The organism is Streptomyces sp. NPDC003042 (assembly GCF_053591315.1).
Genome location: NZ_JBSFTP010000015.1, coordinates 30,820 through 47,792, shown reverse-complemented (window position 1 = coordinate 47,792; position 16,973 = coordinate 30,820). Strand labels below are relative to the sequence as shown.

The window sequence follows — 16,973 nt, the reverse complement described above, 5'->3', positions numbered from 1 at the left end:
CAGGGGTGGTGCCGAGTCGGCGCGGCGCCGCCCCCGATCTGGTTTCGACGGGCCCGGATCACGGTGCTGAGCGGTTTGGGGACCGCTGTCAGTCCGCGATCCGCGCCCGTGTCACGATCCCCGCCAGGTCCAGGCTGTGCGGAAGCGTGCCGAAGGCCGCGCCCCAGTCGCCGCCGAGCCTTGATGCGCAGAACGCGTCCGCCACCTCGGGCGGGGCCCACCGCACCAGCAGCGACCCCTGGAGCACCACTGCCATGCGCTCCACCACCCGGCGGGCCCGGGCCTCGATCCCGTCGAGATCGGCCAGCTCCGTCAGCAGGTTCTTGATGGCGGCGTCCAGCCGGTGGTCGGCGCCCCGGGCGAGCCCCACCTCCTGGAGGAACGCGTTCAGCGCCTGCGGCTCGCGCTGGAGCGCCCGCAGTACGTCCAGAGCCTGCACGTTGCCCGAACCTTCCCAGATGGAGTTGAGCGGGGACTCGCGCAGCAGGCGCGGCAGCCCGGACTCCTCGACGTAGCCGTTGCCGCCCAGACACTCCAGGGCCTCGGCCACCATCGGCGTACACCGCTTGGTCACCCAGTACTTCGCGGCGGGCACCGCGAGGCGCAGGAAGGCCTTCTCCTGGTCCGTACCCGCGTCGTAGGCGGCTGCGAGGCGCAGGGTGAGCACCGTCGCCGCCTCCGACTCCAGGGCGAGATCGGCGAGCACGTTGCGCATCAGCGGCTGGTCGATGAGCGGCGCTCCGAAAGCGGAGCGGTGCTCCGCGTGGTGCACGGCCTGCGTCAGGGCCTGGCGCATCAGCGAGGCCGAGCCGATGACACAGTCCAGCCGGGTCGCCGCGACCATCTCGATGATGGTCCGCACCCCCCGCCCCTCCTCGCCCACCCGGCGCGCCCACGTCCCGTCGAACTCGACCTCGCTCGACGCGTTCGACCGGTTCCCCAGCTTGTCCTTCAGCCGCTGGATCGCGAACACGTTGCGCGTCCCGTCCGGCAGCACCCGCGGCACCAGGAAGCAGGTCAACCCGCCCGGTGCCTGCGCCAGCACCAGGAACCCGTCGCACATCGGCGCCGAGCAGAACCACTTGTGCCCGGTCAGCAGGTACTCGCCGGAGGCGTCCAGAGGAACCGCCGACGTCGTGTTCGCCCGTACGTCGCTGCCCCCCTGCTTCTCCGTCATCCCCATCCCGAACAGCACCCCGGCCTTCTCCGCGGCCGGCCGCAGCCCCTCCTCGTAGACGTGCGAGGTCAGCCGCGGCTCCCACTCGGCGGCCAGCTCCGGATCCGTGCGCAGCGCGGGCACCGCCGCGTGCGTCATCGACACCGGACAGCCGTGCCCCGACTCGGCCTGCGACCACACGAAGAACCCGGCGGCGCGGCGCAGATGCCCGGCCGGCCGCCCCCAGGCGTCGGTCAGCCCGGAGGTCACGGCCTTCCCGAGGAGCCGGTGCCAGGCCGGGTGGAACTCCACCTCGTCGATCCGGTTCCCGTACCGGTCGTGCGTCCGCAGCCTGGGCGGATTCTCGTTCGCCTGCGTACCCCATTCCTGCGCCTGGGCCGAGCCCGCCGAGCGCCCGATGCGGGTGAGCTCCTCCCGTACCTCACCGAGGAGTTCGGGATCAGCCGAGCCCAGATGCCGTTCGACCCCCTCGGTGAGGGCGCGGTCGCCGCCGTAGACGTCGTAGCCCACGAGGGGCGGGGGCTGGTTGTTGACTGTGTGGGTGGTGGCTGCCATGCGGATACCGTAAGGACGTGCAGCCAGCAAAAGAAACACCCGAGCGGATCCCAGGACGGCTTCACCGGGCCCGCTCCATCTACCGCAACGTCTCGAAGCGCAAGATGGGCTGGCTGCTGCTGAAGGACACCGTCAATTCGTGCATCGAGTACCGCATCCTCGGGCTCGCGGCCGAGGCGGCCTTCTTCACGCTACTCTCCCTGCCCCCGCTCTTCCTCGGCCTGCTCGGCCTCCTCGGCTACGTCGACGGCTGGACGGACACCCGGACGGTCGAGAGCATCGAGGAGAACATCCTGGGCGCGGCCGGCACCATCCTCTCCGACCGGGGCGTCAACGAGATCGCCAGACCCCTGCTGGACGACGTCACCGGGCGCGGCCGCCCCGACCTGATCTCGCTCGGTTTCGCCTTCGCCCTGTGGTCGGGGTCGCGGGCGGTCAACGTCTTCATCGACACCATCACCGTGATGTACGGGCTCGACGGGCACCGGGGGATCGTCAAGACCCGGCTGCTGGCGTTCCTGCTCTACATCATCGCGCTGCTGATCGGCGCGATCGTGCTGCCGCTGATGGTCGTCGGCCCGGACGCTGTGGTGCGGCTGGTGCCCTGGGGCACGGAGGTGATCGCCGTCCTGTACTGGCCGACCGTCACCCTGCTCTCCATCGCCTTCCTGACGACCCTCTACCACGTGTCCGTCCCCGTGCGGTCGCCGTGGATCGAGGACGTGCCGGGGGCGCTCGTGGCCCTGGGCATGTGGGTGGTGGGCTCGTTCCTGCTGCGGATCTACCTGACCAACACCGTGGAGGGGCCGACCATCTACGGGTCGCTCGCCGCGCCGGTGGCGGTGCTGCTGTGGATCGGCATCTCGGCCTTCGCCGTCCTCGTGGGCGCGGCAGTCAACGCGGCGATCGATCGCGTCTGGCCGTCCGTGGCCACGGCCGCGGCGCGCGAGGCGAACGAGCGGGCCCGCGAGGCGGAGGCCGCCCAACTGGTCGCACGGGCCGCCGCCTGGCGGGCCATGGCCGAGGGGGAGTCCGAGGACGACGAGGACGCGGGGATCCCCTCGGAGTTCCCCGAACGCTGGTCGAAGTTCCTCCCGCCCGAGGACTACTCCTCGCGGCTGCGCAAGCACCAGCCCTAGCGCGCCCCGGCCCGCGACGCGGAAAAGAACTGGCGTGGCCGTAAAGGAGCTTGTTACGGTGGATCAGTTCCCGCCGACCGGTGCGGAACCTTCAGCATGTGCATGATCCGGAGGTGAGTTCGTTGATGACTGTCACCGCGCAGGGCGTTGCCCGCACTCAGATGACCATCAATCTCACCTCCGTGGTCTCCGGCTGACCTCTCACCTCTTCGCGCGCCGCCGAGCGACGCGTACTGCCGGGGCCACCCTGTGAAGGGCTCCCCTTGTCTCTCTCTTCTCTCACCTCTCTCACCACCTTCGGCTGGGACGACGCGTGGGCGGCCGAGTTCGCTCCGTACGCCGCGCAGGGACTCCTCCCCGGCCGGGTCGTACGGGTGGACCGCGGCCAGTGCGATGTCATGACCGCGGTCGGCCTCGTCCGCGCCGACACGGCCTTCGTCACCCCGCACGACCCGCTCCGGGTCATCTGCACCGGTGACTGGGCCGCCGTCGAGGCGGCCGGAAACCCGCGGTACGTCAAGGCGTACCTGCCGCGCCGGACCGCCTTCGTACGGTCCACCTCCTCGCAGCGCTCCGAGGGACAGATCCTCGCCGCGAACGTCGACCACGCGATCATCGCCGTCTCGCTCGCCGTGGAGCCGGACCTCGGCCGCATCGAGCGCTTCCTCGCCCTGGCCTGGGAGTCCGGCGCGCAGCCGCTGGTCGTCCTGACGAAGGCGGACCTGGTCCCGGACCCCGTCGCCCTCGGCTACCTCGTCCAGGACGTGGAGACCGCCGCCCCGGGCGTCCAGGTCCTGACCGTCTCCTCCCTCACGGGCGAGGGCACGGACGTGCTCGGCGCGATCGTCGCCGACGGTACGAGCGTGCTCCTGGGCGTCTCCGGCGCGGGCAAGTCCACCCTGGCGAACGCGCTGCTCGGCACGGACGTCATGGAGGTCCAGGAGATCCGCGACGTGGACGGCAAGGGCCGCCACACCACGACCACCCGCAACCTGCTGGCCCTGCCGGGCGGTGGCGTCCTGATCGACACCCCCGGGCTGCGCGGCGTCGGACTCTTCGACGCGCAGGCGGGCGTCGGGCAGGTCTTCGCGGAAATCGAGGAGTACGCCGCCCGGTGCCGCTTCCACGACTGCGCGCACGAGGCGGAGCCGGGCTGCGCGGTGCTGGAGGCGATGGAGTCCGGCGCGCTGGCGGAGCGGCGCCTGGAGAGCTACCGCAAGCTGCTGCGCGAGAACCAGCGGATCGTGGCGAAGACCGACGCGCGGCTGCGCTCCGAGCTCCGCCGGGACTGGCGCCTGAAGTCCGCCCAGGGGCGCGCCAACTACGCGGCGAAGCGCACCGGCCGGGCCTGACCCCGGCGGGCGCCAAGCGGGGCCGGGGCGGGGTGGCCGGGGCGGGACGGGGCTGACTGCGCTCCGCCCCGCCCGTCACCCGTCCAGCCCCCACGCGTGAACGCGGTCGGGGTGGACGGCGGATCACCTCCGGGGCGATGGGGGGCCGTGCGGGCCCGCCTCCCGGCCGGCTCGGCCTCGCGGGCACCACGGCCGCCCGCGTCAGTCCCCGGGCAGGCAGACTCGCGCTCACCGTGGGTAACGTGGGGGAGGTAGTGAGTTACTGACTTCTGCGAGCGAAAGCGGTGGAAGCATGGCGGTAGTGCCGAGTACCGGCAACGATGCTGTGGAACCTCTCGTTTCGCCGGTCAATTCACACAACGAGTGGGACCCGCTGGAGGAGATCATCGTCGGGCGTCTCGACGGCGCGACGATCCCCTCCGACCATCCGGTCGTGGCCTGCAACATCCCGCCGTGGGCGGCGCGATTGCAGGGGCTTGCCGCCGGCTTCAAATATCCGCGCATGCTGATCGAGCGGGCGCAGCAGGAACTCGATCAGTTCATCACTCTCCTGGAGTCCCTCGACATCACGGTCAGGCGCCCGGACGCGGTCGACCACAAGCAGCGCTTCACCACCCCGGACTGGTCGTCGCGCGGTTTTTGCAACACCTGTCCGCGCGACAGCATGCTCGTGATCGGCGACGAGATCATCGAGACCCCGATGGCGTGGCCGTGCCGTTATTTCGAGACCCACTCCTACCGCGCGCTCCTCAAGGACTACTTCCGGCGCGGCGCGCGCTGGACGGCGGCACCGAAGCCGCAGCTCACTGACGCGCTGTTCGAGGCGGACTTCCGTATCCCCGGGGCGAGCGAGCCCATGCGCTACATCCTCACCGAGTTCGAGCCGGTGTTCGACGCGGCGGATTTCGTGCGCGCGGGACGCGACTTGTTCGTCACACGGAGCAATGTCACCAATCACATGGGCATCGACTGGTTGCGCCGCCATCTCGGAACCGGCTATCGGATCCACGAGATCGCGAGCCGCTGCCGCACGCCGATGCACATCGACACGACGTTCCTCGTGCTCGGGCCCGGAAAAGTGCTGGTCAATCCCGAATACGTCGACATCGACCACCTGCCCGACGCCCTCAGCTCGTGGGACATCCTGATCGCCCCCGAGCCCGACCCGATCGACGAGCGCCTGCTCAAGATCACCTCGATGTGCGGCAAGTGGCTCAGCTTGAACGTCCTCATGATCGACGAAAAACGAGTGATCGCGGAGCGGCACCACACCGGCATGCTGCGCGCGCTCGAACAATGGGGCTTCGAGCCGATCCCGTGCGACCTGCTGCACTACGCGCCGTTCGGCGGATCGTTCCACTGCGCGACGCTCGACATCCGGCGTCGCGGCACGCTCGAATCGTATGTCGACTGACCGGTCCGCGGCGTGGGGCTGATCCGCCGGACACCCCCCGGTCCGTCAGGCCCCCGCCAGGAGCACGCCAAGCCAGGCTCCGGTCACGAGGAGGCACGCGAACAGCTCCACCAGCACGCTCGTCCCCACCGCCCGCATCACCGTGCGGACCGAGGCGCTCGCCTCGCCGTGCGTGCCCAGCCGGCGGCGTTCGCACAGGTAGATGCCGCCGACGAAGCCCGGGACCGCACCCAGCACCGGTACCAGCACGAAGCCCAGTACCGCTCCCGCGCCCGCGTACACCGCTGTTCTGGCGCTGACCCCCACCACGCCCCGCAGCCGCCGCGGTGGCAGCAGCCACTTCACCACCTGCACCACCAGCAACAGCGCTGTCGCCGCCACGAGCAGCGCCCAGGCCTCCGAGGACCGCTCCCGCAGCGCCCACCACAGCAGCCCGGCCCAGACCAGCCAGGTCCCCGGAACACCGGGGACCAGCACCCCGAGCACCCCGAACAGCAGGACCAGCCCCACAAGGAACAGCTGAGGCAGGTCCATCTGCCCAGCCTGACGGACCAGGGGCTATCGGGCCACCCAGCCCCGTTCGTACGCGTGCCAGCCGAGCTGGAGGCGGGTCGTCACCCCGGACAGCTCCATCAGCCCCTTCACCCGGCGCTGCACCGTCCGCAGCCCCAGCTCCAGGTGCTTCGCCACGCTCGCGTCCGTCATCCCCGCCAGCAGGAGCGAGAGGATCTCCAGGTCCGTGGTGTCCGGACCGCCGTCCCCCTCCTCCGCGCAGCCCGTCGCGCCCAGCCGCAGCGGCACCGACTCCCGCCACACCGCCTCGAACAGGCCACGCAGCGACTCCAGCAGCCCCGACGCGTGCACCACCAGCGCCGCCGGCTCCGCCCCGCGCGCCGTCAGCGGGACCATCGCCAGCGTGCCGTCCGCGATCATCAGCTTCGTCGGCACCTCGCCCGTCGCCCGGATCCGCTCCCCGCGCGCCAGCGCCGTCGACGCCTCCCGGATCCCGTTCGGCAGGGCTAGCACGTCCCGCTCGATCACCACCCGGTACGCGACACCGCGCACGGCCGCCCGTTCCTCGGCCTCGTTCTCCGTCCCCGCCACCACCTGCGGCCTGCCGGTCACCAGCGCGCACACCTCCTCCACCGCGCCCAGCTGGAGCTGGTGGAAGCGGTGCGCCACCGCCCTCGCGCCCGTCACCACCTCCACCAGATCGTGCACCGCCGGTTCGGACGCCTCCGCCCGGTACTCCTGCGCCAGCAGCGCCGCCGCCAGCTCCGCCTGCTCCAGCTCGTGCCGCTGCTGGGTGAGAAGGGCGCCCAGCGCCACGCCGGGCGGCGCGGCCACCCACCGGCCCGGCCGCGCCGAGGACTGAGCCGCCAGCCCGTGCCGCTCCAGGTGCCGCAGTGCCCGCTCGGTCTGGGGCACCGGCAGCGTCAAGCGGTGCGCCAGGTCGGGCACCTCCGCCGCTCCCAGCGCCACCAGCGCGCGATACGCCGACTCCTGACCTTCGTCCAGGCCTATCGCACCCAGCAACCCGACCACCCGCCCTCTCAGTACAGCGCCTGGCGGGAAGCGGCCACGGCGCAAACCCGCCGCGGACATCATCGCCGCACCTCCCGCCTCTCTGCCAAGCTGACGCCACCGCCGCCTGGGCCGCGGGCCTCGACGGCGCCGCCGCCGAGGTGGCCGTCCTCGACACCGGTACCGACCTCGACCACCCGGACCTCAAGGGACGCGTCCCCTCCTCCGAGAACTTCACCGACTCCGCCACCGACGCCGACCGCCAGGGCCACCGCACTCACACCATCTCCACCGTGGGCGGCTCCGGCGCACGGGATCGGCTGGGCGTCACCGGCCACGCGGGCCACACACCCGGCGCGCTGAAGTCGGCCGGTCGAACTGGCCGACGCGAACGGCGCCACGGTCACCCGGACGATCACCCGGGCGTACGACGTCCGCTGATCAGTTCGGGTTGCGGGGGGAGGGTCCACCGGGCGGCGGCCCGGTGGACCCTTTTCCCGCATTCGGCGTTTTCCGCCCGTGCCGGAGGCCGAGAATGAGGGCATGAGTCAGCAGGGCGCGCAGGACTGGTGGCAGAAGCTCTACGAGGACCCGGACGCGGGGTCGGATCCTGATCCGGCGGACACGCTGGACCAGCGCTTTCGCACGGCGGCGGGGGTGGTGACCGAGCCGGACACGCCCGCGGCGGAGCCGGCGGCGGAGCCGCTCCTCCCGGGGCCCCGCCGCGCCGCCGAACCGTCGCCGCCCCCTGTGCCGCCGGTGCCTCGGGATCCCCGGCTGGCGGGGGAGACGGGCTACGCGCAGGGACGGGTGACGGTCCCGGCCGAGCCGGTCGTCGAACCCCGGCCGGACACGCGGCCAGGGCCGCCCGATCCGGCCGCCGGATCCGAACCGCCCACCTGGCGCCCGGCATCACCGCCCGGCCCCGCCCCCGCCCCCGCCCCTGTCCCCGCATCCCCCGCCGAACCGCAGTCGCAGTCGCAGCCGCAGCCGCCCGCCCCTCCCGACCGCCCCGCGGTCCGGCACCTCGGCGACCGCGCCCCCACCTACGCCGCCGAGCCGGGAGCGCTCCCCGCCGCGGACCCCGCGGCACTCGACGCCCTGACTCCCGACACCGTCCTGGAGGGGGCCCGCTACGGCAGCTACACCTTGCGCGCCGCCTCCCTGCGCGGGGACTCCGCCCGCTACCGGGGCGAAGCCCGCCGGGACTTCCTGCTCACCGCCCGCTTCGGCAGCGGCGAGGACGCCCTGGTCCTGGTGGTCCTGGCCGGCGGGGACCGGGCCGCCCCCGGGGCACGGGAGGCCGCCGCCGAGCTGTGCCACTCCGTCGCGGCGGCCGTCGGGCGCAGCCGGGAGCGGCTGGCCGACGACATCCTGGCCGGCCGGCGCGAGGCCCTACGCTCGGGGCTCCAGCGGCTCACCGACCGCGGCTACGGGAAGCTGCGGGCCCGCGCCGCCGAACTGGGCCTCGCGGAGGAGTCGTACACGGCCGGGTTGCGCGGGCTGCTGCTGCCCCTGGACCCCCACTGTCCCCACCGGGTGTGCTTCGGCGCGGGTGCGGGCGGGGTGTTCCGGCTCCGCTCGGGCCGGTGGCAGGACCTGGAACCGGCCGAGCCCGCCGCTGCCCCGGCAGAGGGAGGCGGCTTCAGGTTCCGCGCGTCCGTGGCCCGCGCGGGCGACACCCTGCTGCTGTGTTCCGGCGGCCTCGCGGACCCGATGCGCGAGGAGGGGCTGCTCCCGGCGGAGCTCGCCGCCCGCTGGTCGGCGGGTGACCCGCCCGGCCTGGCGGCCTTCCTCGCGGACACCCAGCTCCGCCTCAAGGGGTACGCGGACGACCGTACGGCCGCCGCGGTCTGGGAGGCGTAAGGGCAACGCCACGACGACGCAACGACGATGCAACGGTGACGGTACGGCGCACAGTTCACCGGCTGGGGCCGTCAAGTGGTGGCGGTGCCGGGCGTCGGCGGTTCTCGATGCCGGGGGGAGATTCCCTCCCCTCGGTGCAGTACGGCCCACCCGTCGAAGTGCACCTCTTCACCGACCGGCCCCGTGCCACGGTCGTGCGAGCCGTAGCGGTTTCCGGCCTGCCTTCATGCGGTACGGCGAACCTCCGCGACGAGGCGCCGACCACGGCAGACGAGGTGAACGCGCCTCCCGCCCTGGTGAATCCGCCGAAGCCCGGCACCGGAAGGGTGACCGGTTTCGTACGGTCCGACAGCGCGGTCGTGCCGGACGGCGGGGTGGACCCGGTGGTCCGGTTGGCTCGATCCGGCCTTCCCGATCGGCGCCGTCGACAAGGCCGCAGGAGTGCGGATTGCCCCGGGGGGCATGCATCCGTAGACCAGTTCGAGCAGAAGGAACGCGGGGAGGTACATCGCCGTGCGGGTGGGGGCGAAGTCCGGGAAGTTGTGGAAGAGAGGGCGGCCCGTGCCGCGTGAACCGTCCGTCGGGGGCGGGCAGAGCGCCGTGGGTGCGCTGGAGATCCGGCGGAGCGTGCGCCGGGCCGACCTGAAGGCGGTGGGCGAGATCCGGCGCGCCGTACGGGAGTTGCTGCGCCACCGGTGTCGCGCCGAGACCGCCGACATCGCGGAACTGCTGATCACCGAACTCGTCACCAACGCCCTCGTACACACCGAACAGGGCGCCGAAGTGTCCGCGAGCCTCGCCGCCACCCGATTACGGGTCGAGGTCCGCGACTACACCGCTCGCCGCCCCCGGCCGTACGTACCGTCCGCCGACAACGGTACGCACGGACGGGGGCTGGGCCTGGTGCAGGCCCTCGCGGACGCCTGGGGCGTGGACGCCCTGGCGCTGGGGACGGGCAAGGTGGTCTGGTTCGAACTGGACTCGGGAGGACCGGCCTGAGCGCGTGACGGCGCGGCCGCGGGGCGGTGAACGCCTCGCGGCCGCGGGAGTCGCGGGTCCGGCTCAGCCGAACTGCTGTTCCAGGTCCTTCAGTTTGCGCTCCAGTGAGTCGAGCCGGGGGATGGTCTGCGTGTCGTCCTCGGCGGTGAGATCCACCGTCCGGGGGCCGGACAGGTCAATCGATTCCGTTCCGTTCACGGCCTGCAGGGAGGGCCGGCGGCGCAGGGGCAGCTGTCCCGTTTCCGATATGGCCGGCTCCGCGCCGACCGGCGCGGAGCCCTGCCCCGGGGGCAGCCCCGGCATGTCGACCTGGCGGGCACGGGCTCGCCCGAACGCCCGGTTCTGCCGGCCCAGTGCTCTGATGTGCGCACGGTCCAGGCGGTGTTGCTCCCGCCGGCGGTGCCGGTCCTGCTCCTTCTCCTTCTTGTCCTCGCGCACCTCGTCCACGGCCTCGTCGAGGGTGCGCACCCCCTCCAGCAGCATGAGCGACCACGCGCCGAAGGTCTCCCGGGGCGCCCGCAGCCAGCGGACCATCCGGATCTGCGGCAACGGCCGCGGAATCAGGCCCTGTTCGCGCAGCGCCGCCCTGCGGGTCTGCTTGAGCGCGCGGTCGAAGAGCACGGCCGCCGAGAGCGACATCCCGGCGAAGAACTGCGGAGCGCCGTCGTGGCCGAGGCCGCGCGGCGCGTGCACCCAGTTGAACCAGGCCGCCGCGCCCGCGAACAGCCAGACCAGCATGCGCGAGCCGAGGGCGGCGTCACCGTGGCTGGCCTCGCGTACGGCCAGCACCGAGCAGAACATCGCCGCGCCGTCGAGGCCGAAGGGGACCAGGTACTCCCAGCCCCCGGAGAGGTTCAGGTTCTGCCGGCCGAAGCCGACCAGTCCGTGGAAGGAGAGCGCCGCGGCCACCGCCGCGCAGCAGAAGAGCAACACGTACGAGGCGGTCCCGTAGACGGCTTCCTTGCGCCGCCGCCGCTCCTCGCTGCGCTCCCAGCTGTCCTCGGCCGCGGCCTTCTCGCCCTCCCGCTTGCCCCGGGCCAGTACCGCCACTGCCGCAAGAACGCCCAGGATCAACAGGCTGCCGGGCAGCAGCCAGTCCAGCGATATGTCGGTCAGTCTCATGCGGTGTCCCTTGCCTCGCGTATGCGGCTTTCCGGGCGCCATAGTGGCGCAGCCGGTCCGCCCGCCACGCGGGTTTCGGGGCAAGTGGACGCCAACGGGGGGCGAGGCCCGTCGGATAGGGTGTTGTGGTTCGAACTACCGCACGGACGGCCCGAGTCGTGTACGAATTTGCTTCACTCCTGCGGGTGGCTTCAGTCGGCGGTGGCCGCCGCCGTGAGGCGGGCGACGCGGTCCGCGTCGCAGGTGCGCGGGCAGGTCGCGCAGGTGTCCTCGGGGCGGATCGTGTAGAAGAAGCAGCAGCCGGCCCGGTCGCGGGTCGTCAGCTCCTCGCCGCGGGGGCCGGAGAGCGTACGGAAACCCGCGCCGCCGGTGTACGGGGCGATCGAACCCGGCAGCAGCAGCTCCAGCTCGCGCGTCGCCCGCTGCTCCTCGCCCAGCAGGCTCCCGATGTACCAGAGCCCCTCGACGACGTCGTCGGTGACCATCGCCCACAGGGCGCGGCGGCCGCGCCGCATCCGCGGGCCGAAACCTTCCAGCAGCGGTCCGAGGTGCTGGGACACCGCTGCCCGCACCTCCTCGCGCAACGCCTCCTCGTCGGGCACGACCCGCGCCCCGGGCAGGGCCGCCGCCGGATCGTCCGGCAGGCACGCGAAGCTCCCTACCCGCACGGACATCCGTCCCCGCGTCCGGTGGAAGGCCACCTCTTCCGGGGACAGCCGGGGTACGCGGCGGTCCAGGAACCACGGGACGGTGATCAGCAGACAGGCCGGCCACGTGTACCGGTGCAGGCCGAATCCGGCCACCACGTCGGGCCGCGCCTGCTGCCCGTAGTCGCGCAGCACCTGGGCGTGATCCCAGGCGAGGTAGGCGTCCAGCGCCTCCCCACCCGCCGCGAGCTCGTCCGCGCCGACCCATCCCACACCGCGAGGGAGGGGTTCGTGCGCGTCGCGCTCACCGACCCGAAGGCCGGGATGGGCCGCCGTCAGCCGCGCGTACGCGTCCGCCACCGGAGAGCCGGCCGGTGCGGATGCGGGCGGGAGCGGGACGTCAACAGCCGTGCCGGTCATGACGGACCACCGAATCAAGCGATCGTGGGCGAAGGTTAGCCTTACCTTACCCGATCTTCCGGGATCTGTATCCTCACGCCCCGCGCGGCTTCACCTATTCTCGGAACCGGTCGAGACCTGGAGGAGGACCGAGTGCACGAAGCGGCCCACACCCGGGGAGCCGGGGAAGCGCGGGAAGCGGCGAAGCCCACGATTCCGGCACAGAAGGTACTGCGCCACTCCGTGCGCGGGCAGATCCTCGAAGCGCTGCGCGCGGCCCTCGTGGACGGCGAGCTGGTACCGGGGGAGATCTACTCCGGCCCCGCGCTCGGCGAGCGCTTCGGCGTCTCCGCGACGCCCGTGCGCGAGGCGATGCAGCAGCTGGCGCTGGAGGGGGCGGTGGAATGCCTGCCCAACCGGGGCTTCCGGGTACTGAGCCGTACCCCGCGGGCGCTGGCGGAACTGGCGGAGGTACGGGCCCTGCTCGAAGTGCCGGTGATGCTCCGGCTGGCCGGGGCCGTACCGGCCGCGACGTGGGAATCCCTGCGCCCGGCCGCCCTCGCCACGGCGGAGGCGGCCGCGGCCGGTGACCTGCCGGGGTACGCGGAGGCGGACCGGGCCTTCCACCGCGCGGTGCTGTCCCTGGCGGACAACGGCCAGCTGGTGCGGATCGCGGAGGAACTCCACCGTCGGGCCCAGTGGCCGCTGCCGGGTGCCCCCCGAGTCCGCCGGGCTGATCTCGTCGCCGACGCGGCGGAGCACTCGGCGCTGCTGGATGCCCTCATCGAACGGGATCTCCCGGTGGTGGAGTCACTCGTACGAGAGCACTTCGCGGGCTCCGCGCTCTGACCTCCGGGTCTCGGTGGTGCCGGGCGTGCGGTGCCGTTCCCGGGGGCTCCGCCCCGGACCCCGCGCCTCAAACCCCCCCCTGGACTCCGTCCGGGGACACCCCCTGGCGGGGCTGGGTTGGCCGGCGGGGCCGGGTTGGCCGGCGGTGATCCGGTGGAGCCCCGCGGGGTCAGGTGGCCGGGGCGGGTTGGAGTTGGTCCGCCAGCCAGGTGGGGATGCCGCCCAGGAGGTGGAAGAGGCGGCGGGCCTCCGCGCGTAGACGGGCGGCCTCGGGCTCCGGTTCGGCCTCGGCCAGGGCCGCCAGGGCGGGGGCCGTGCCGACCAGGAAGCCCAGTTCCTCGCGGATCCGCAAGGATTCCGCGAAGCCCTTGCGGGCCTCGGCCACCTCGCCGTCGCGCAGCGACAGCGCGGCCAGGTGCCGCCACGTGAACGACAGCAGCAGGGTGTCCCCGTGGGCCTCCGCCCCCGCGTGGGCGCGGCGGTACGCGGGGAGGGCCGCCTGCGGGGCGTCCGACAGGTGTTCGGCGACCAGCCCCCGGCGGAAGTCCAGCAGCGGGCGGGTCCGCGACCCCAGCGACAGCAGCGCCGCCGCCCGGGCCAGCGCCGAGCGGGCCTCGTCCGCCCGGTCGCGTACGCCCAGCACGGTGGCGGCGTAAGCCAGTTGGCCGCGCTCGCACGCGGCCGCGCCCCGCTCGTCGTCGTCCCGGGCCACCGCCTCGGAGACCCGGAGCGCGTCCTCCGCCTCGGCCCACCCCTGGCCGGTGAACAGACACCGTTCCACCAGCAGCGCGGTGCGCTGCACCGCGGCCCCGGCGTTCTGTGCGTGCGGCGTCAGCAGGGCCGCCGCGTCGGTCCAACAGCCGCGCGAGCGCAGCCGCCATATCGCCCGCTGGAGGGGGTCGTCGCCCCCCGTTGATCCCGCACCGGACATGGCGGTTTCCGCCACATTGCCCTCCCCGAAGCAACCAAGCAGCACGTCGTTGAGCCCTGGGGCGAAATGAGAGCACGGATCTGCCGCATCGGCCAAGGGGTCGGGTGAACTCTTTCACAAAGTCCGGACGACGCGTCAGCGGGGGCGCGCCCTTTCCTCGGCCCGCCCTCAGCTCATCCGCAGCGCCAGGAAGAAGTCGAGCTTGTCCTCCAGCCGGGACAGGTCCCGCGCCGTCAACTGCTCGATTCGCCCGACCCGGTAGCGCAGCGTGTTGACGTGCAGGTGCAGCCGCGTCGCGCACCGGGTCCACGAACCGTCGCAGTCCAAGAACGCCTCCAGCGTCGGAATGAGTTCCGCCCGGTGGCGCCGGTCGTAGTCCCGCAGCGGGTCCAGCAACCGGGCCGTGAAGGCGCGGCGGACGTCGTCCGGCACGAAGGGCAGCAGCAGCACGTGCGAGGCGAGCTCGTGGTGGCCCGCCGCGCAGACCCGGCCCGGCCGGGCCGCCGCGACCCGGCGGGCGTGCCGGGCCTCCTCCAGCGCCCCGCGCAGCCCCTCGGCGGAGTGCACGGCCGCGCTGACGCCGAGGGTGATCCGCCCGTCGTCGGCCAGACCGGCCGCCAGGGGGTCCCGTACGGCCGCGAGCAGCTCGTCGGCGTGCAGCGCGGATTCGGGGCCCTTGTCCTCCCCGGCCTCCCCCGAGAGGGCGGGCAGCGGGACGAGGGCGATGGCCTCGTCACCCGCATGGGCCACCGCGATCCGGTCGGACGGCTCGGGCCCCGCCATCGACGGGTCGACGAGGATCTCCTCCAGCAGCGACTGGGCCACCGGGCCGCCGGGGATGTCCCCGCCTTCCCAGTCCACCCGCGCCACCACGACCTGCCAGTGCGGGGCGCCGCCCACCCCCGGCAGCAGCACCGGGGCCGCCACCCGCAGGCGGGCCGCGATCTCGGCGGGCGCGGCGCCCGTCTGGACCAGCTCCAGCACCTCCTGGGCCAGCCTGCGGCGCACCGTACGGGCCGCGTCGCGGCGGTCGCGCTCGACCGCGATCAGCTGGGTGACGCCCTGGAGCAGGTCCAGCCGCTCGGCGGGCCAGTCACCGGCGTCCGCCTCGACGGCCAGCAGCCAGTCCGACAGCACGCTCTCGCGCACGTCACGCGCGGCCGGTCCGGCGGCGCCGCGGCCGTGTCCCCTGATCGGGAAGAGGGAGTACGTCATACCCTGGATGGACATCCGGTGCGGCCCCCTGCGACCCGTCCGGACCGCCGCGAGGTGTTCGGCGGCCAGCGCCGAGCAGATGCCCGGGGCCAGCGGCTCGCCCGCCCCGGCGATCTGCCGGCCGGTGGGTGAGAGCACCCAGGCCCGCAGATCGAGGTCCGTGGTGAGCAGATCCAGGACGACATCGGGGCCGCCGCCCGCCGGACCGGAGGTCATGAGGCGGCGGTGGCGGTCCACGACGGCCGCGAGATCGCCGGCCCGCTCGCCGGAGACCTGCCTCACCACGTACTCCGTGATGGTGGCGAATGCAACGTCTTCGTTCACAGCGAACAGCGGCAGCCGGTTGCGCCGACAGGCTGATACGAGATCGTCCGGGATGTCTCCCAGCTCCGCCTCGCCGGCCGCCAGGCCCGCGACGCCCGCGCTCGCGAGGATTCGTACGAACGGCTCGGAGTCGGCTGAATTTCGCCTCCAGGCCAGTCCAGTGAGGACGAGCTCGCCCCCGGAGAGGTATCGGCTGGGATCGCGCAGGTCGGTCGTCATGACCCCGCGGACCGTCCGGTCGAGTTCGTCCTCGCCGCCCAGCAGCCGCAGCCCCAGCGCCTCGGTTTCCAGCAGTGCGCGCAGCCGCATGATGTCGCCGCCGATCTGTCTCGAATGTTGCCGTTGGAAATCGGGCAGGTCGTTGCATCCTGCCTTTCATACGAATCTACAAGACGAGGGAGGCCGCCAGCCAACTCCTTCATGGTTTCGGTGACTGCACCCGGGGGACGCGCGGCTTGTGTACTGACTCCACACCGCGTTAACAGCACATGAACGACCAGTCGAGGGCCTTTGGGCCTCCTGGCTTGAAGTGAACTACTCGATTAAGTAGAAGAGAGCCGCACATGGACTTCCTTCGCCCCGCCAGCTGGGAGGAGGCGCTCGCCGCTAAGGCCGAGTTCCCCACAGCTGTGCCGATTGCGGGTGGCACCGATGTGATGGTCGAGATCAACTTCGACCACCGTCGGCCGGAGTACCTCCTGGACCTGAACCGCATCGGTCTGCTGCGGGAGTGGGAGGTCGGCGAGGACGTGGTCCGTCTGGGCGCCTCCGTCCCGTACACGCAGATCATGGAGAACCTCCGCACGGAGCTTCCGGGACTCGCGCTCGCCTCGCACACGGTCGCGTCCCCCCAGATCCGTAACCGCGGCGGCGTCGGCGGCAACCTCGGTTGCGCCTCGCCGGCCGGTGACTCCCACCCGGCGCTGCTCGCGGCGGGCGCCGAGGTCGAGGTGGAGTCCGTACGCGGCTCGCGCCTGATCCCGATCGACGAGTTCTACACGGGCGTCAAGCGCAACGCGCTGGCGGCCGACGAGCTCATCAAGACCGTCCACATCAAGAAGGCGGACGGGCCCCAGCAGTACTCCAAGGTCGGTTCGCGCAACGCGATGGTCATCGCCGTGTGCGCCTTCGGCCTGGCCCTGCACCCCGAGACCCGCACGGTCCGCACCGGTATCGGATCGGCCGCGCCGACCCCGATCCGGGCGAAGGCCGCCGAGGAGTTCCTGAACGCCGCGCTCGAAGAGGGCGGCTTCTGGGAGTCCGGCAAGGTCATCACCCCGTCGATCGCCAAGCAGTTCGGTGACCTCGCCTCCGGCGCGGCCAACCCGATCGACGACGTCCGCGGCACGGCGAAGTACCGCCGTCACGCCGTCGGAATCATGGCTCGCCGCCAGCTCGTCTGGACCTGGGAGCAGTACCGCGGCACCGACAACGGCCGCTCGCTTGAAGGGGCTGCGTAA

At 72.6% G+C, this 16,973-nt stretch carries 14 protein-coding genes; 7 read left to right on the top strand and 7 right to left on the bottom strand.

Annotated elements, in window-relative coordinates:
- Positions 1-88 precede the first annotated feature (88 nt).
- Positions 89-1,732, bottom strand: a complete 1,644-nt coding sequence (locus ACWDYJ_RS11310; protein WP_451565258.1) for an acyl-CoA dehydrogenase family protein — start codon at positions 1,730-1,732, stop codon at positions 89-91.
- A 17-nt stretch (positions 1,733-1,749) separates the two neighbouring features.
- Here ACWDYJ_RS11310 and ACWDYJ_RS11305 point away from each other — a divergent pair, with 17 nt between their 5' ends.
- From ACWDYJ_RS11305 to ACWDYJ_RS11295, 3 genes are all read left to right on the top strand, one after another.
- Positions 1,750-2,871 carry a YihY/virulence factor BrkB family protein gene (locus ACWDYJ_RS11305; RefSeq protein WP_451565257.1) on the top strand — a complete coding sequence of 374 codons (1,122 nt, stop codon included), beginning with the start codon at positions 1,750-1,752 and terminating at the stop codon, positions 2,869-2,871.
- 263 nt (positions 2,872-3,134) lie between these two features.
- Entirely contained in the window at positions 3,135-4,223 is a 1,089-nt protein-coding gene (rsgA, locus tag ACWDYJ_RS11300) for a ribosome small subunit-dependent GTPase A (RefSeq protein ID WP_451565256.1), read from the top strand.
- Positions 4,224-4,515: 292 nt separating this feature from the next.
- Positions 4,516-5,637 (top strand): amidinotransferase, encoded by a 1,122-nt coding sequence (locus tag ACWDYJ_RS11295; protein ID WP_451565255.1) that lies wholly within the window; start codon positions 4,516-4,518, stop codon positions 5,635-5,637.
- A gap of 45 nt (positions 5,638-5,682) precedes the next feature.
- On the opposite strand, the gene ACWDYJ_RS11290 is transcribed toward ACWDYJ_RS11295, so the two are convergent.
- Positions 5,683-6,171 carry a DUF456 domain-containing protein gene (locus ACWDYJ_RS11290; protein ID WP_451565254.1) on the bottom strand — a complete coding sequence of 163 codons (489 nt, stop codon included), beginning with the start codon at positions 6,169-6,171 and terminating at the stop codon, positions 5,683-5,685.
- Positions 6,172-6,195: 24 nt separating this feature from the next.
- A complete protein-coding gene (locus tag ACWDYJ_RS11285; RefSeq protein ID WP_451565253.1) occupies positions 6,196-7,173 on the bottom strand; it encodes a helix-turn-helix domain-containing protein in 978 nt (325 codons plus the stop codon).
- A 531-nt stretch (positions 7,174-7,704) separates the two neighbouring features.
- Here ACWDYJ_RS11285 and ACWDYJ_RS11280 point away from each other — a divergent pair.
- Positions 7,705-9,027: a protein phosphatase 2C domain-containing protein gene (locus tag ACWDYJ_RS11280; RefSeq protein WP_451565252.1), complete on the top strand. Its 1,323-nt coding sequence runs from the start codon at positions 7,705-7,707 to the stop codon at positions 9,025-9,027.
- A 561-nt stretch (positions 9,028-9,588) separates the two neighbouring features.
- Entirely contained in the window at positions 9,589-10,026 is a 438-nt protein-coding gene (locus ACWDYJ_RS11275; RefSeq protein WP_451565251.1) for an ATP-binding protein, read from the top strand.
- 63 nt (positions 10,027-10,089) lie between these two features.
- Here the strand turns inward: ACWDYJ_RS11275 and ACWDYJ_RS11270 are convergent, their stop codons facing one another.
- Together ACWDYJ_RS11270 and ACWDYJ_RS11265 are read right to left on the bottom strand one after the other, a co-directional pair.
- A complete protein-coding gene (locus ACWDYJ_RS11270; protein WP_451565250.1) occupies positions 10,090-11,148 on the bottom strand; it encodes a DUF2637 domain-containing protein in 1,059 nt (352 codons plus the stop codon).
- 191 nt (positions 11,149-11,339) lie between these two features.
- Positions 11,340-12,215, bottom strand: a complete 876-nt coding sequence (locus ACWDYJ_RS11265; RefSeq protein ID WP_451565249.1) for a (2Fe-2S)-binding protein — start codon at positions 12,213-12,215, stop codon at positions 11,340-11,342.
- A gap of 63 nt (positions 12,216-12,278) precedes the next feature.
- On the opposite strand from ACWDYJ_RS11265, the gene ACWDYJ_RS11260 reads away from it, so the two are divergent.
- On the top strand, positions 12,279-13,043 hold the full coding sequence (locus ACWDYJ_RS11260) for a GntR family transcriptional regulator (protein ID WP_451565311.1): 765 nt from the start codon (positions 12,279-12,281) through the stop codon (positions 13,041-13,043).
- 169 nt (positions 13,044-13,212) lie between these two features.
- Here the strand turns inward: ACWDYJ_RS11260 and ACWDYJ_RS11255 are convergent, their stop codons facing one another.
- Complete coding sequence (locus tag ACWDYJ_RS11255; RefSeq protein ID WP_451565248.1) at positions 13,213-13,989, bottom strand: hypothetical protein; 777 nt, start codon at positions 13,987-13,989, stop codon at positions 13,213-13,215.
- A 153-nt stretch (positions 13,990-14,142) separates the two neighbouring features.
- Positions 14,143-15,822: a PucR family transcriptional regulator gene (locus tag ACWDYJ_RS11250; protein ID WP_451565247.1), complete on the bottom strand. Its 1,680-nt coding sequence runs from the start codon at positions 15,820-15,822 to the stop codon at positions 14,143-14,145.
- A gap of 254 nt (positions 15,823-16,076) precedes the next feature.
- On the opposite strand from ACWDYJ_RS11250, the gene ACWDYJ_RS11245 reads away from it, so the two are divergent.
- Entirely contained in the window at positions 16,077-16,973 is an 897-nt protein-coding gene (locus ACWDYJ_RS11245) for an FAD binding domain-containing protein (protein ID WP_451565246.1), read from the top strand.